The organism is Alkalicoccus chagannorensis DSM 18086, from assembly GCF_000429725.1.
GTDB lineage: Bacteria > Bacillota > Bacilli > Bacillales > Salisediminibacteriaceae > Alkalicoccus > Alkalicoccus chagannorensis.
Genome location: NZ_AUCK01000038.1, coordinates 1 through 14,699 on the forward strand (window position 1 = coordinate 1; position 14,699 = coordinate 14,699).

Annotated in this window: 13 protein-coding genes and 1 pseudogene; 5 read left to right on the forward strand and 9 right to left on the reverse strand. The window is 50.1% G+C overall.

The window, feature by feature from the left end:
- From G477_RS0114580 to G477_RS0114590, 3 genes and pseudogenes are all read right to left on the reverse strand, one after another.
- Window positions 1–206 (reverse strand): annotated as a pseudogene (locus G477_RS0114580) (IS110 family transposase); the annotation flags it as partial.
- 251 nt (window positions 207–457) lie between these two features.
- Window positions 458–1,423, reverse strand: a complete 966-nt coding sequence (dapF, locus tag G477_RS0114585; RefSeq protein ID WP_026698558.1) for a diaminopimelate epimerase — start codon at window positions 1,421–1,423, stop codon at window positions 458–460.
- An 88-nt stretch (window positions 1,424–1,511) separates the two neighbouring features.
- Window positions 1,512–2,480: an aldo/keto reductase gene (locus tag G477_RS0114590; protein ID WP_245575555.1), complete on the reverse strand. Its 969-nt coding sequence runs from the start codon at window positions 2,478–2,480 to the stop codon at window positions 1,512–1,514.
- 295 nt (window positions 2,481–2,775) lie between these two features.
- Between G477_RS0114590 and G477_RS19765 the strand changes: the two genes are divergently transcribed.
- Entirely contained in the window at window positions 2,776–4,983 is a 2,208-nt protein-coding gene (locus tag G477_RS19765; RefSeq protein WP_084406277.1) for a 5'-nucleotidase C-terminal domain-containing protein, read from the forward strand.
- 152 nt (window positions 4,984–5,135) lie between these two features.
- Window positions 5,136–6,587: an aldehyde dehydrogenase gene (aldA, locus tag G477_RS0114600; protein ID WP_026698561.1), complete on the forward strand. Its 1,452-nt coding sequence runs from the start codon at window positions 5,136–5,138 to the stop codon at window positions 6,585–6,587.
- 166 nt (window positions 6,588–6,753) lie between these two features.
- Here aldA and G477_RS21575 read toward each other — a convergent pair whose 3' ends face one another.
- Both G477_RS21575 and G477_RS0114610 read right to left on the reverse strand, forming a co-directional pair.
- On the reverse strand, window positions 6,754–6,930 hold the full coding sequence (locus G477_RS21575) for a hypothetical protein (protein WP_245575556.1): 177 nt from the start codon (window positions 6,928–6,930) through the stop codon (window positions 6,754–6,756).
- Window positions 6,931–7,108: 178 nt separating this feature from the next.
- Window positions 7,109–8,779: a glycoside hydrolase family 13 protein gene (locus G477_RS0114610; protein WP_035212134.1), complete on the reverse strand. Its 1,671-nt coding sequence runs from the start codon at window positions 8,777–8,779 to the stop codon at window positions 7,109–7,111.
- A 194-nt stretch (window positions 8,780–8,973) separates the two neighbouring features.
- On the opposite strand from G477_RS0114610, the gene G477_RS19775 reads away from it, so the two are divergent.
- On the forward strand, window positions 8,974–10,953 hold the full coding sequence (locus G477_RS19775) for a S9 family peptidase (protein WP_051288062.1): 1,980 nt from the start codon (window positions 8,974–8,976) through the stop codon (window positions 10,951–10,953).
- A 147-nt stretch (window positions 10,954–11,100) separates the two neighbouring features.
- On the opposite strand, the gene G477_RS0114620 is transcribed toward G477_RS19775, so the two are convergent.
- Window positions 11,101–11,340: an HPr family phosphocarrier protein gene (locus G477_RS0114620; RefSeq protein WP_026698563.1), complete on the reverse strand. Its 240-nt coding sequence runs from the start codon at window positions 11,338–11,340 to the stop codon at window positions 11,101–11,103.
- Window positions 11,341–11,469: 129 nt separating this feature from the next.
- On the opposite strand from G477_RS0114620, the gene G477_RS0114625 reads away from it, so the two are divergent.
- On the forward strand, window positions 11,470–12,099 hold the full coding sequence (locus G477_RS0114625; RefSeq protein ID WP_026698564.1) for an NUDIX hydrolase: 630 nt from the start codon (window positions 11,470–11,472) through the stop codon (window positions 12,097–12,099).
- Here G477_RS0114625 and mtnN read toward each other — a convergent pair.
- Window positions 12,088–12,795, reverse strand: a complete 708-nt coding sequence (gene mtnN, locus G477_RS0114630; protein WP_026698565.1) for a 5'-methylthioadenosine/S-adenosylhomocysteine nucleosidase — start codon at window positions 12,793–12,795, stop codon at window positions 12,088–12,090. The genes G477_RS0114625 and mtnN overlap by 12 nt on opposite strands.
- 168 nt (window positions 12,796–12,963) lie before the next feature.
- Between mtnN and G477_RS0114635 the strand changes: the two genes are divergently transcribed.
- Entirely contained in the window at window positions 12,964–13,173 is a 210-nt protein-coding gene (locus G477_RS0114635; protein WP_026698566.1) for a DUF2536 family protein, read from the forward strand.
- Window positions 13,174–13,300: 127 nt separating this feature from the next.
- On the opposite strand, the gene G477_RS0114640 is transcribed toward G477_RS0114635, so the two are convergent.
- Window positions 13,301–14,137, reverse strand: coding sequence for a DUF1510 family protein (locus tag G477_RS0114640; RefSeq protein ID WP_026698567.1), 837 nt, complete (start codon window positions 14,135–14,137; stop codon window positions 13,301–13,303).
- A gap of 274 nt (window positions 14,138–14,411) precedes the next feature.
- A partial coding sequence (locus G477_RS21490) for a hypothetical protein (protein ID WP_205622344.1) occupies window positions 14,412–14,699 on the reverse strand: 288 nt, incomplete at its 5' end.

Sequence of the window (14,699 nt, forward strand, 5' to 3'; positions counted from 1 at the left end):
TTATGAAACGATGTTTTCAGTTGAGTCACCCATTCCAACAAAGCACGGAATCCAGAATACCTGTTATCGAACCGAAAGGCTTCGGCAAGATCAATACCGCGGTCATCCTGAGCCCGGGCGTAGTTGGTTTTTTTCGCAATATCAACACCGATAATCAATGTCTCTGAATGGATTTGCTTGATGTTTTCGTTTCGGTTATAATTCATTCGTGAGTCCTCCTTGGAAGTAGTTAGGGGTCCTTTTCGCTGATCAGCTTTGGACACCTTGTATCCTACCAGGAGGGCTCTTTTTTTGACAAACCCCAAATTACTTCAATACAGGAATGCTTTCTTATACTTGGAAGAAAGGCACCCGCCGTCGATGGACGGCGGGTGCCTTTTTTGCCTGCAGTCTGCCTGCTATTCACTTTCCCCCAACTCGGCAATGTCCTGAAAGCGATAAAGCATCCCCGCTTCGATCATACTTTGTTGAGACGCGCAGCTGCGGCTTCAGCCATACTGCCATAGGCTTCTTCCTCCTCCAGGTCTTCCTGTGACAGGAGTTCAGCGTCATCTCCAGACAAGTGGACTGTTCCATGCCAGGAGAACGTTGCGTTGCCCCGGAGTTTCACGTGATACTCTTCCTGCTCATCCTGTGAGACAACCGTCTGTACCATGCCACCTGGATTGTAGACGGTGATGACTTCATCCAGAGGCAGATAATCAAGTAGCACACTGACGACGCTCGAGGCGGACATCGCTGTTCCGCAGGCATTCGTCAGTCCTACGCCCCGCTCGTACGTGCGTACGAAAATGTCGTTGTCCTGAATCAGCTGAATGAGACTCACATTTGTCCCGTTCGGGAACAGTTCTTTCAGTTGATTCGCCCGCACGCCTGTTTCCTCCGCTTCCTCCGCCGTCACCTTTTCCGTCACGGCAGCAAGATGCGGATTCGGTACACTCAGAGCGGTAAACGCCAAGTTCTCCGACAGCGGAGGAATTTCCTGGTTGATCCAGAGCGCCTGTTCCGTCGTCATCGGCAGGGTTGCCGGGCGCAGAGATACGGGTTCAATCGCCACTTCAAACGTACGGACGCCGGGGAACACTTCGTCGACTTCCGCGCACTTTAAATCCGCCTTCATCGTTTCCACTGTAATACTTGAAGTGTCCATCTGATCCAGCACGTAACGGGCAGCGCACCGCAGCCCGTTCCCGCACATTTCTGCTTCGGAGCCGTCGCTGTTCAGCATTCGCATTTTCGCATCTGCACGGCTGGAAGGCTGCACAAACAGCACCCCGTCCGAACCGACCGCTCCATCACGTTTGCTGATTGTTCTTGTCACGGCTGCACGTTCTTCTTCTGTCCAGGTATATAACCCTTTCAACTCATCAATGATGATAAAATCGTTACGCGAGCCGTGGCATTTTATGATGTCCAGATTCATTCTGAGGCCTCCTTATCCGCCTATCATCATAGCGGATGACACTAGTCCTTGCAAGCATCGTTGAATGAATACGCCTTGCCGGAGAAACTTACTGCACCTTCCACGATTCATCGGATATGTGCAGCAATTCTTCTCTCGTTAAAGAGAACGCCATTGCTCCAGCATTGTCCTCCGCATGTTTTGGCTTCGAAGCACCTGGTATCACAAACACATGACCTTCGTGATACTGCACCATCCAGTTCAGCGCTATCTGGGACGGCGTGACGTCATATTTCTCTGCATAATACCGCAGTGTCTGAATGAGAGGTTCCGTCTTCTCCAGCCCGGATGAGCGGAATTTACTCATCCACTTACGCGGGCCGGCCGTTTGTTGAATCAATGAAGGATCTTCGTGAAATTTCCCGGTAAGAAGCCCCTGCTCGAGCGGAGAATAGGCAATGACAGCAATCTGATGCTCTTTTGCTGCATCGAGCAGTCCATTTTTTTCGATCGTCCGGTCCAAAAGGCTGTACTTCACCTGATTGGAGGCGAGGGGAATATCGAAAGTATCAAGCACCTCATTCGATTCGATCATCGCCTTCTGAGAAAAGTTGCTGACGCCGACCGCGCCGATTTTACCAGTTCTGTGCAGCCTGGCCATCGACGTCATCTGCTGTTCAACCGAGGATAAAGAAAACGGCTGATGAATTTGATACAAATGGATCGGACGCTGGTTTAAAGCGTCCTTTCTCGCTTCGATTGTTGCTTCAATCGAAGAGGCTTTTCGCGCCATCGGCCACCATTTCGTTGCGATTTTTGCCTCTTCCATCCCAATGTCCATCGCGTCCAGGGAAGATGCAAGCACCCGCTCGGAAGCACCGCTCCCGTATACTTCCGCAGTATCAAACCAGTTCATCCCGCCGTTGAGGGAAATCCGGATAATCTCCTGCATCGTCGTATCCTCTAAAGAGTCCCAGTACCTCCCTGCTGTATTTTCTCCTTTACTAAACTGCCAGCAGCCAAGACCAATTGGTGAAAGCTGCAGTCCGGAACGTCCAAGTTCTCTTTTTTCCAGCATCATTTCCTCCCCCTTCTATGTAATTACTTAGTAGTATACCCATAATTGCCATTACGTATACATCGTCAGCAATCTCTTTTATCGTAACATATTCTATATATTTCCTGATAACACCACATAATGGATATTGAACAAATTTTCAAAAAATTTTTTGCAACTGATAAAACCGCGCAGTGTAGCGCTTTAATGGGTCAGACGTCTAACTCATTTGAAAACGCTTTATTGACTTCAACCTCGTTCATGATAGTATTGTTAGTGTAACAATATTAACTTTATTAAAGGGGGATACATATCTATGAAGAAGCACAAAGGTTCTTTGAGTCTGTTCGCTAAAGGCTCTCTTGCAGCTGCAGCGGCGATGATGATTGCAGCACCGGCAGCCAGTGCAGACGACCGTTATGACGATGTCGACAGCGGCCTCTGGTACTCTGAGGCAATTTCTGATCTTACCGATCAAGGCGTGTTCAGCGGGTATGGCGACAGCACGTTCGGCGTTCGCGATAACATTACGAGAGGCCAGGTGGCTGCGACTCTTTACCGTGCTATCCAGCCTGACAGTGCAGATTTAGACGTTTTGTCTCAATACGATGACGTTGACGAAGATACTTATTTCGCTTATGAGATTGCAGCTCTATCTGAAGCTGGAATATTCTCCGGTTACGCAGGCAGCTTCTCACCAGAAGACCAGATTACGAGAGAGCAGCTTGCTTCCGTTTTAGTCCGCAGCTTTAATCTGCAAGGAGATGGTTCTGCTCAAGTAGATGTGGATGATGTACACTCTTCTCATCAGGCTGACGTCCAGACTATTGCTGATCTTGGCCTGACAACAGAGCTCGATAATTTCCGGGGTGGAGATGCTCTGACGAGAGCAGAGTATGCAACGTTCCTGCATAGAACATGGAATCTCGAGCAGGACGATTCCGACGCAGCTTTTGACCTTAACATCTTCCACACGAATGACCTGCACGGTCGAACAGCTGCCTACCCGCAGATGGTGACTGCTTATGAGCAGGCGCAGGAAGATTACGGCGACGGGCTGCTTCTCGAAGCCGGTGACATTTTCTCCGGTACGCTCTATTTCAATGAGTTTCTCGGTCAGGATTCTCTCGAATTCATGAACTACATGGGCTATGATGCCTGGGTTCTCGGTAACCATGAATTCGATCTCGGGGATGCGGAAGTAGAAAATGCCCATCCAGATCTCATCGACTTCATTGATGGAGCTGATTTCCCAACGCTTGGCGCTAATATGGATTTCTCTGCATATCCAGGCTTCCCGGATGACAACAAAGACGGCATCACCCGCGATGCAGGCAGCGGTATTTATGATGGCATCGTCAAAGAAGTAGACGGCGAAGAAATTGGTATTTTCGGCTTGAACACAGAAGATACGATCGATATCTCCAGCCCGCTTGACGTTGAATTCCAGAACTACTTGGAAACAGCCGAAAACATGGTTGCTCAGTTCGAAGAGGAAGGCATCGATAAAGTTATCGCCCTGACCCACCTTGGTTATGAGACAGATCCAAGCGTCGGCAACGATGTACTTCTGGCAGAAAACGTCGAAGGAATTGATGTCATCATAGGCGGGCACAGTCACGATGAAATTGATCCGCCACGGGTTATCACTGAAGATGCAGACGGCAATGAGATCGAACCTACGATCATTGGCCAAGCCGGCGAATACGGCGAGCACGTCGGTGCCATGAATGTATCCTTTGACGAGAACGGTGTCGTAACCGCAGTGGATGGAGAACTCTACGCTACGGATGACTTCGATGCCGATCCTACTGCTGCAGAAATGCTGGAGCCGTATACAGAACAGGTTGAAGAAGTCCAGAATGAGTCAGCCGGTTCTACTGTAGTCAATGAGCTTCCTAACCCACGTGGAGATTATCCAGATAACGTCCGCGCTGCGGAAACAGCTCTTGGAAACTTGATCACGGACGGACAGATGCGCTCGGCACTGACGGCCAATGAGGATGTCATCTTCGCCGTACAGAATGGCGGCGGTATTCGTACGGACATCGCTGAAGGTGATGTCACTGTTGGTGAGCTGATCGAAGTTCAGCCTTTTGGTAACCGACTGGCAACACTCGATCTTACGGGAGAAGAAATTTACGAAGCATTCGAAACAAGCGTGAAGGATGTCCCTGAAGAAAACGGTGGATTCCTGCACGTGTCGCGTGAAGGACGCATCACGTTCGACAGCGACAACGAAGAAGGCGACCGCGTTGAATCCATTGAAGTGAACCGCGATGGAGAGTGGGAACTTCTTGAAGAAGACGAGGAAATGCACACCGTAGCGATGAACAACTTTACAGCAGGCGGCGGTGACGGATTTGAAGTCTTTGCCAATGCTACGGACGAAGACCGTGGTACAATCATCGGCTTTACCGACTGGGAAATGCTGCGTGACTACATGCAGGAACTCGGTGAAGTGGATTACAGCATTGAAGGCCGTATCATCAACCGTGCCTACGACGATAACAACGACAACTAAGCGATTTTAAAAAAACACGTCCCCCACCGGGACGTGTTTTTTTGTAGGTCCATAGGTATATTCTTGCTGCGTATTGTTTAAAAACAGGATAGAAAAGGAACACCTCTCCATGTAGTTACTTTTTGTGAGTAAACTCGAGAGGAGCATGCAGCATGAAAACATATCAGCTTTACATTGATGGTGCTTACACGGATTCAACAGGCAGTGACTGGATTGAGATCGAGAACCCATCCACTGAAGAGATCATTTCGAAAACGCCGAGCGCAACGGAGGAAGATGCCGACCGCGCAGTGAGGGCTGCCTCTGCAGCTCAGCCCGGCTGGGAAGCCGTCCCTTCCAATGAACGCGGCCGTATTGTCCGGGAAATCGGTTTTGAAATGAACCGGCATCGTGAGACATTCGTTGAGATGCTCATGATGGAACAAGGAAAAAGCCGCGGAATGGCGGAGGGAGAAGTCGATCTTGCTATCGATTTTTTCCAGTACATGTCAGAGTGGTCCCGACGCATTGAAGGAGATATTGTCCCGAGTGACCGTACGAACGAAAGCATCCTTATTTATAAAAAGCCGGTCGGAGTTGTAGCCGGCATCGTACCATGGAACTTTCCTGTGTTTATTCTGGCACGAAAAGTAGCAACGGCGCTGATTTCCGGATGTACCGTTGTACTGAAGCCGTCCCAGCAGACTCCGAATACAGCCGCGTTCTTCACGGAACTGGTGCACAACATGGATATTCTGCCTAAAGGGGTGTACAACTATATTACAGGTAAAGGCTCAACGCTCGGCAACGCACTCGCTTCTCATAAAGACGTAGCGATGGTCTCCATGACTGGAAGCAAGCCTGCAGGAACTAAAGTCATGGAAGCAGCCGCACAGAACATCACCAAGGTAAACCTTGAACTTGGCGGCAAGGCACCGGCGATCGTCACAGAACACGCCGACCTGGATCTGGCTGTTGAAAACATTAAGCAGTCGCGGATCATTAACGCCGGTCAGGCATGCACGAATGCAGAGCGTATCTACGTCCATGAATCTGTAGCGGAAGCGTTCCAGCGAAAGCTCGTCGATGCCATTGCCGGAGTCACCTACGGCGATCCCTTCTCCGATAAGGAGCTGGACATGGGACCGCTCGTCAGCAGAGATCGACTCGATGAAGTCCAAAAAATGGTGGACCAGGCGGTGAAAGAAGGCGCCACAGTCGAAACAGGTGGAAAGCCTGCAGACACAGAGAAAGGGTATTTTTATCAGCCGACGGTGTTGACGAATGTTTCGCAGAAGATGGACATTATCCAGGAAGAAATTTTCGGACCCGTCCTGCCAATGATGACGTATTCTTCTCTGGATGAAGTCATTGAGATGGCCAACGATTCCGAATACGGTCTCTCCTCTTCCATTTTCTCAGAGAACTACCATCAGATCATGAAGCTCGCTTCCGGGCTCCGCTTCGGAGAAACCTTTGTTAACCGTGAAAACATGGAAGCCGTTCAAGGCTATCATGCCGGCTTTCGTCAGTCCGGTATCGGTGGTACAGATGGAAAACATGGACTGGAAGACTTTCTTGCAACTCAGGTTGTCTACATGCAGTATAAAGAAGATCATCAATAAAGCACGCCCTTCCTCCCCTGGTTTTCCAGGGGAGGTTTTATGTCTGGACTATCAGCAGTCCACTGTTCCCAGCTACCGTGGCCTCCCCCCCCCTGCGGAAATCAAACGAAAACAAGGACCTTCTGCATCATCCTCAGAAGGTCCTTGTTTTACTCTTTTCACCGGATCAGCAGCACTCGCTGCCTCCGTTATTCATGACCAGTCCCCCGCCATCACTGGTTTCCTGGTAGGCGAGTTCAAGGTCCTGCGTGTGCTCGTGAACCATCTTGTCGAAGGCCACCTGCACCCCGTTCACTTCTTCTATAATGTCACTCTCTTCTGGCGCATCCAGCGCCAGTCCCAACTGTGGACCTCCTCAGCCCATGCCGGAAGCAAAGATTTTGATATTAACCGCCTGATGTTCTTCCATCAGCTTCTCAATATACGTTTTAGCCTGATTGGTAATTTCCATGTCTTCACCCCTTTTCCTAGATATCTTTTCGTATTTTAACAGGATGTCCGGCAGAAAACAACATACCTGCTCACGATTTCAGATAATAAGCAGCTGCTTCAAACGGACGGAGAGCGAGATGGCCAGACTTCAGGCCGGGTGCTTCTCCGTAGTTACCTATCAGTCTCTCTCCCACCGGCTCGACCTCGAGATGGAGCGGATCGGTCGAGAAGGAACAGTATACCTGCAGCACTTCTCCGGCGAAGCGGCGTTCATAGCAGAAGACCTCCGGGTGATCCTGAAAAAGGAGATCAAAGCTGCCGTAAACGATAATATCCATTTCATGACGCAGGCGGATCAGCTGCTGGTAGAAGTAAAATATGGAATCCTGGTCTTCCATTGCTTCCGCAGCATTGATTTCCGGATAGTTCGGATTGACTTTCAGCCAGGGAGTTCCCTCCGTAAAACCGGCGTGCTTCGAGCTGTCCCACTGCATCGGCGTCCGGGCATTGTCCCGGCCCTTTGTGTAAATGCGGTGCATCAGCTCTTCGTGGGGCACCCCATTGCGGCGTTGTTCGTTATACATGTTTATCGTTTCAATGTCTTGATAGTCCGCTATCTCTTCGAACTGCACATTGGTCATCCCGATTTCTTCTCCTTGATAGATGAATGGCGTTCCTTTCATCATATGGAGCAGCAGCGCCAGCATTTTCGCGGATGTTTTGCGGAACGCAGCGTCATTCCCAAATCGGGAGACGACCCTCGGCTGATCATGATTGTTCCAGTACAGGCTGTTCCACCCTTCATGTTCCAGCGCCTTCTGCCATTTCGTCAAGTTGCTGCGGAGCACCGGCATGGGACATGGGCGCAGATCCCATTTGCCTCCAGGGCCTGCATCCAGGTCCATATGTTCAAATTGGAAAACCATATTCAATTCGTTGTTTTCTTCTTTCGTGTAAGCAACCGCCTGCTCTTCATTGACTCCCGGCATTTCCCCCACCGTCATGATGTCATAATGCCGCAGAACGTTTTCATGCATCTCCTGAAGATGTTCATGGATCCGAGGTCCGTTCATGAAGAAAGGGCTGCCGTCTCCATAAGGATCTTTCTCCTGACGAGGCCCGTCCGGCAGGCCCGGCGCTTTGGAAATGAAGTTGATCACATCCATCCGGAACCCATCGACACCTTTGTCGAGCCACCGTGTCATCATCTTATAAATATCCTGCCGGAGTCCTTCGTTTTCCCAGTTCAAATCCGGCTGCTTCCGGCTGAAAAGGTGCAGGTAGTAGGACGCTGTCTGCGTGTCATATTCCCATGCAGATCCGCCGAAGACCGACCCCCAGTTATTCGGTGGCCCGCCATTCCTGCCGTCTCTCCATATGTAATAATCCCGGTACTTGTTATCCATGCTGGACCTTGATTCAGCGAACCACGCATGCTCATCAGACGAATGATTGACAACGAGATCCATCACCAGCCGCATCCCCCGTCCGTGTATGTCCTCGAGCAGCTGCTCCCAGTCTTTCATCGTACCAAACTCTTTCATGATTTTATCATAGGCTCTTATGTCATAGCCGTTATCATCATTTGGTGAATCATATACGGGACTGAGCCAAATGACGTCTATTCCGAGCTGTTCGAGATGATCGAGCCGGGAACGTATACCGTTTAGATCTCCTACTCCACTTCCGGTTGAATCCTGAAAACTTCTCGGATAAATTTGATACACTACGCTTTCCTTCCACCAGGCTCGGGATGTCATGAGAAAACTCCTCTCCAATTTAGTGCAATCGTTTGTTTGTCTTTCAAATCAATAGATGACTGCTTCTTCAAACAATTGAGTGCAATCGCTTTCTTTAGATTACCACAGCCTCCTTGCTCATTCAACTGCCCGTTGTTTCGCCAGACGAAGAATTCTGATATTCTTATAGCATGACTTATTTTCAGGAGGTACTCATGGAAAAACGACACGTGCACATTGACGATATGACTTCGCTTCACCTGCTGCAGTCCCCCTCTTTCTCACCGGATGGACGAAGTGTAGTCTTCGTCAGAAAACAGGCGTATGAAGATTCATACGTTTCCCATGTTTTTGTCCAGCAGCTGGAGGAAACGATTGCCGTTCAGTGGACGTTTGGAACTGGCCAGGCATCCGAACCTGCCTTTTCCCCGGATGGACGGTTCATTGCTTTCAGTTATAAAAAAGATACGGACAGCCGGCCGCAGCTCGCTCTGTTTTCGACAGCTGGCGGAGAGCCGAAAATACTGACAGACCTGCCCGGCGGCGTAAGCAGTATTAACTGGAGCTTCGACAGCAGCCGGATTTACTTCAACACGGCTCTCGCTCCCGGAGTTCATCCGGACGAGGAAGAAAAAGCAGAAGAACGGGAACCGCTTGTCGTCGAAAGACTGAAATATAAATCCGATGCCGTCGGATTCATAACAGAGAAGAAAAAGCAGCTCGCTTCCGTACTGCTTGAGGACGAATCTGTCCATGTGCTCACGGACGATTCGTTTGACCTGGATCTTCAGGACGTCAGTCCAGATGGAACGAAGCTGCTTTATTCAGCGAACAAAGAACACGATCAGCGGATCGGCATGGATATGTATCTGTACGATATCCATCAGGAAACTCACAGCAAAATCATGATGGGCAGCTTCTCCCAGGCGTCTTTTTCTCCCGATGGTTCATTGATTGCTGCTGCAGGTCATCAGCTCGAATTCAAAGGAGCCACTCAGACAGAGATCTGGATGTATGATACTGCTTCGGGTCAGGCAGCCGCTGTCACCGGAAGCCGCGACGCGGGATTTGCCGATACGATGATTGCAGATGTGCAGAACAGCGCTGGGACAGCCGGCCCGCAGTGGGATCAAGACAGCCGCTCCGTGCTCGTGCCGTTCACGGAGCATGGCAGCGTCAATCTGAGCCGAGTCTACGCCGATGGTACCATCGAAGAGATTACGGCCGGCTCCAACCACGTATTTACGTACGCGTACCACCAGGCTGCGGATCGTTTGATCGCCGGAATCAGCTGGACGGATCATCCCGGAGAATTGTTCATCCAGCAGAAACATGGCTGGGAGCAGCTGACGACGTTTCATGATCCATTCCTGGCAGAGGTGAAGCTGGCTCCTGCCGAGGAAATCTGGGTCGATACAGACGATGACTGGAAAGCGCAGGCCTGGGTCCTCCCGGCGGCACCGGAAAAAGATCAAGGAGCCGCACTGCTTCATATTCATGGGGGCCCTCACGCCATGTACGGCGAAACGTTCTTCCATGAACTTCAGGTGCTTGCTGCATCCGGATTCACTGTTATTTACGGAAATCCCCGCGGCAGCCACGGCTACGGGCAGGCATTCGTGAATGCCGTCAGAAGAGATTACGGCGGACGGGACTATGCCGACTTGATGCATATTACCGATGCAGCGCTGCAGCGATTCCCGCAGATTCAAGAGGATCGTCTCGGCGTTCTGGGCGGCAGCTATGGCGGCTTTATGACAAACTGGATCACCACCAGAACGAACCGCTTCCGGGCAGCGGCAACGATGCGCTGTATTTCCAACTGGACGAGCTTTTACGGGGTCAGCGACATCGGCTATTTCTTCACGGAATGGGAAGTCGGCGAAGACTTTCTCTCGGATCCGGATTTTCTCTGGGATCACTCGCCATTGAAATATGTAAAGCAGATTCAGACACCTATGCTCATTCTGCACGGAGAGAAAGACTATCGATGCCCTGTTGAGCAGGCAGAACAACTGTTTGTTTCTTTGAAAATGCAGGAAAAACCTGTTCGATTCGTCCGTTTTCCGGATGCCAACCACGAACTTTCCAGGAGTGGGCCTCCGAAGCTGCGGGCGGCTCGGATACAGGAACTGCTCGAATGGTTTACGACGTATCTGCTGCAGGAAGAGGCGGAGAGCGTTTCTCCTGAGTAACACGCCTATCTTATAAAGCCGCTGTCAACCTGCATGTAGCTTCAGAAAATAGGCTCGTGGAAACGACTCTCCTGGATACGGAAGGCCCTCACCAAAAAATGGTGAGGGCCTCTTTTGTTTCTCTTTCGTTTCCGCGCTTTTATATGCTTATTCGAACAGCCCGAGTTCTTTAAAGGAAGCGACGGCCTCTTCGTCCGGACCTTCACTGAAGTCCAGTTCAATGACGTCTCCCGGCTGCAGTGAGAGGGCAAGGATGCCGAGCAGGCTTTTCGCATCCACGACCCAGTGATCTTTTTTGATCAGCACAGTCCCTTCATACGCACTCATCCGGTTGACGAAGGTACTCGCTGTTTCAGCAAAAATTGGTTTCTTGACTGTTAGTTGCATATATACGCCTCCTATCTGTTTCGTCTATTATAACGAATTTCTGTTCCGGAGCCAACTGCTCCTCATTTTTCCTGTCATCTGCTAAACTGGTATTATCCCCACACCGTATGCAGCAAAGGAGGAGACGCTATGGATTATACACAGCTGCAGCAGATGCGCCGGTATTTTCAGGAGAGAGAAGCCGGCGTCATGGATGCTGCAAAAAGATTCGCCCTGTTTGTACCCATAAAAAAAATCGACGGGGTTCCGCACGTCGTCTTTGAAGTGCGCTCCCAGCACGTTCCGCAGCCCGGAGAGATCTGTTTTCCCGGCGGCAGCATTGACCGGACAGACGCAGGGGCCGAAGCAGCCGCTGTCCGGGAGTTGTGCGAGGAGACCGGAGTCGACGCCTCTGCTGTCTCGACCTACGGGGAACTCGACTATATTGTTACACCGGCAAAAGGGATGATCCGCACCTTTATCGGAGAAATCGATCCCGAAGCGTTGTTTTCTCCCAATCTTGACGAGGTGGACCATTTATTCACTGTGCCTGTAGAGCAGCTGCTGGCAGCAGAGCCGAAAACCCATCCGATTCATCTCGAAGTAAAACCGCCGGAGGATTTTCCTTATCATCTGATCCCGCACGGAAAAAATTATCCTTGGGGAAGAGGCAGTATTCAGGAAGTGTTCTACGAAGCGGACAACTACATTATCTGGGGGCTGACAGCCAGAGTTCTCTATCACGCACTGAAAGAAATGGAAAAAGCCTTAGTCCGCTGACCGCCGGCGAAGATCCTCCACCATCAGCATCACCATGTTCGCTGAATGAACAGAGGCTTTCTCCAAAAACTGATCGTAAGACATTTTGGCATCGACCCCTGCAATATCAGAGAGCGCACGAATGATCACGAATGGACACTGAAACTGATAGCAGACCTGAGCAATCGCTCCTGCCTCCATCTCGGATGCAGATGGATCCTTAAAGCGGGAACGGATCTTCTCGGTCTGCTCTTCGCTGCTGATGAAAGAATCACCGGAAATAATCAGCCCTTCCACGGAACGTACCCCTACTTCCTCTGCGCACTCTTTCGCACTTTCCACCAGCCATGGGTCCGGTTCGTAAAAAGCGGGCATCCGCGGCACCTGGCCGAATTCATACCCAAACACCGTCGCATCCACATCATTGTAGCGCACTTCGGAGGAGACGACGATATCCCCTACGGAGAGCTCCTGATGGAATCCCCCGGCTGAACCGGTATTGAGAATGTAGTCCGGAAAAAACAGCTGGTTCATCAGTGTCGTACTGATGGCGGCGTTCACTTTGCCAATACCGGATTTGGAGAGAACCACGTCGACTCCCTGCAGTTCCCCCTCAATAAATTCACACCCTGCCAGCAGTGTTTCCTTTGGATGCTTCATGCTTTCTTTCAGCATCTCCACTTCTTCTTCCATTGCTCCGATAATACCGATTCTCATCCTGACACCCTTTCCTCACAAGTCTTTGTTCATCTTACCTCAGGAACTCACCTGCGGCAATCCTGAATTGCTGTCCACCGCATGATGCTCTAAAATATAAACAGTCCTCCTCCTGGCTTACGCCGGTCAGCAGGACATTCATCCATGACTCGAAAGGAATGATCCAGAATGATTCTCGGTGCAGACGCGCTGAAAGACAAAGTATCCTTTTTTGAAGCTGCCTCCTTTAAGGAACTGGAGAGAAAGATAGATGAACAAGTACAGCTTCACGCAGACCTTCAAATGGAAATCCATCATGTTCAATATGAATTGGTGTCTCATCCGGAAACAGGGAAGACGTTCCCGACCGCCCTCGTGCACTTCAAACGCACCAGCTGACATCCAGACACAAACGAATGTAGCTGTGCAACGACAACCGTCTAAAATACAGCAAAGCAGAAGGCCCTCGCCGTCGGTGAGGGCCTTCTGCTGCTCCGCTGCATGTATACCAGCTTTTCTTTCTGCTTTAATATGGGTTGCTGCTGAGCTGTTCCACGCTTACCGGCTGCCAGCCTTCATTTTCCACCCATTCAATCCGTACTTGATAAGGACGATCGCGGTCTCCATCCTCATCCTGGACGGTTCCTACGGCAGACTGATTGTTTCCTCCGTTTTCAATGCGGAACATGTTGTGATCTTCTTCGTCCATTGGAACCCCGGCTGCAAAGGTGATCGCCATTACCATTTCATCCCAGTTAACGTGATCACGGCTGAATCTTTCACCATCCAGGGCAAATGGTTCTTCCTGCACGGTGCCGATCGGTTCCCAGCTTCCATTGGAACTGGAGAACGTGTACGTGTCGGAGTCTTCTTCGCTTGAAGCCGCAGCTGCATTGCTGCCGCTGTCGTTCGCATCATTACTGTTGTTTTCGGAGCTGCTGTTGTTGTTATTGTCACTACTGTTGTTATTATCTTCATTCCCGGTATTATTCTCTTCGTTATTGTTTTCTTCGTTGCTGTTCTCCTCATTATTATTCTCATTGTTGTTGTTCACGCCGGTATTCACGTTGATTCCCGACGTATCATTCTCATTGTTACTGCCGTTATTGTTATTATTATTGTCGTTGTTACCATTTTCCGTATCAATGGAGATACTGCCGTCGTTATCGTCATCCGATGCATTATCGACAGCCTCGTTCGTCGAGGCGGTGTTGTTTTCGGCTGCTTCATCATCCCCACCGCCGATGAATAAACTTGCTGATACAACGACGATCAGCAGGGCTACAAGGGCAATGGATATGTTCAATAACGTATTCAACTTGTTTTTCTTCTTATTCTGTCGCTGCGGAATTTGACTGGACAAAATTCAACACTCCCTCTTCGGCTCTTTGATCTATGTAACTTGCCTCTTTGATAAGCTGCTGGTGTAGCTGTTCTTATTATAAGCTAATTCACCTTAAATTTCGAGTGCGCGTCACAGTTTTTGACTGTTTTATATAAAACTGTTCCGACGCTTACGCCGGCATGACAAGTTTTTACTGCCCGAACCGGCATTTTCCAGGTCCAGAGACAGCCGGCAGCCCTAGGTGAGGTAAAAAAAGCTCGGCTGCGCCTCGCCCTTTGGGTGAAGGCGTAGCCTATTTTTTGAGCCTTGAATGATCATGAGTGATACCATGAATGCTTTCATAATAAACCGGAACCATTTCCCCTCCACATTGTTCACAGCCAAACCGTGGCGGATCCGCCGGATCCCCGGGGTCCATGATATCAAACTGAGTTACTACCTCCTTCGGGATGTCCTCGGTGATGAAACACGCCTTACAAAGAAATTCGACGCTCCCAGGCTGCTGTTTGTTTTTCGAGCTTTTCCCAGCTGAACCGGTAGCTTTCAATCGCTTTTTCTTCTGCTTCTTTTTTCTTTTGTC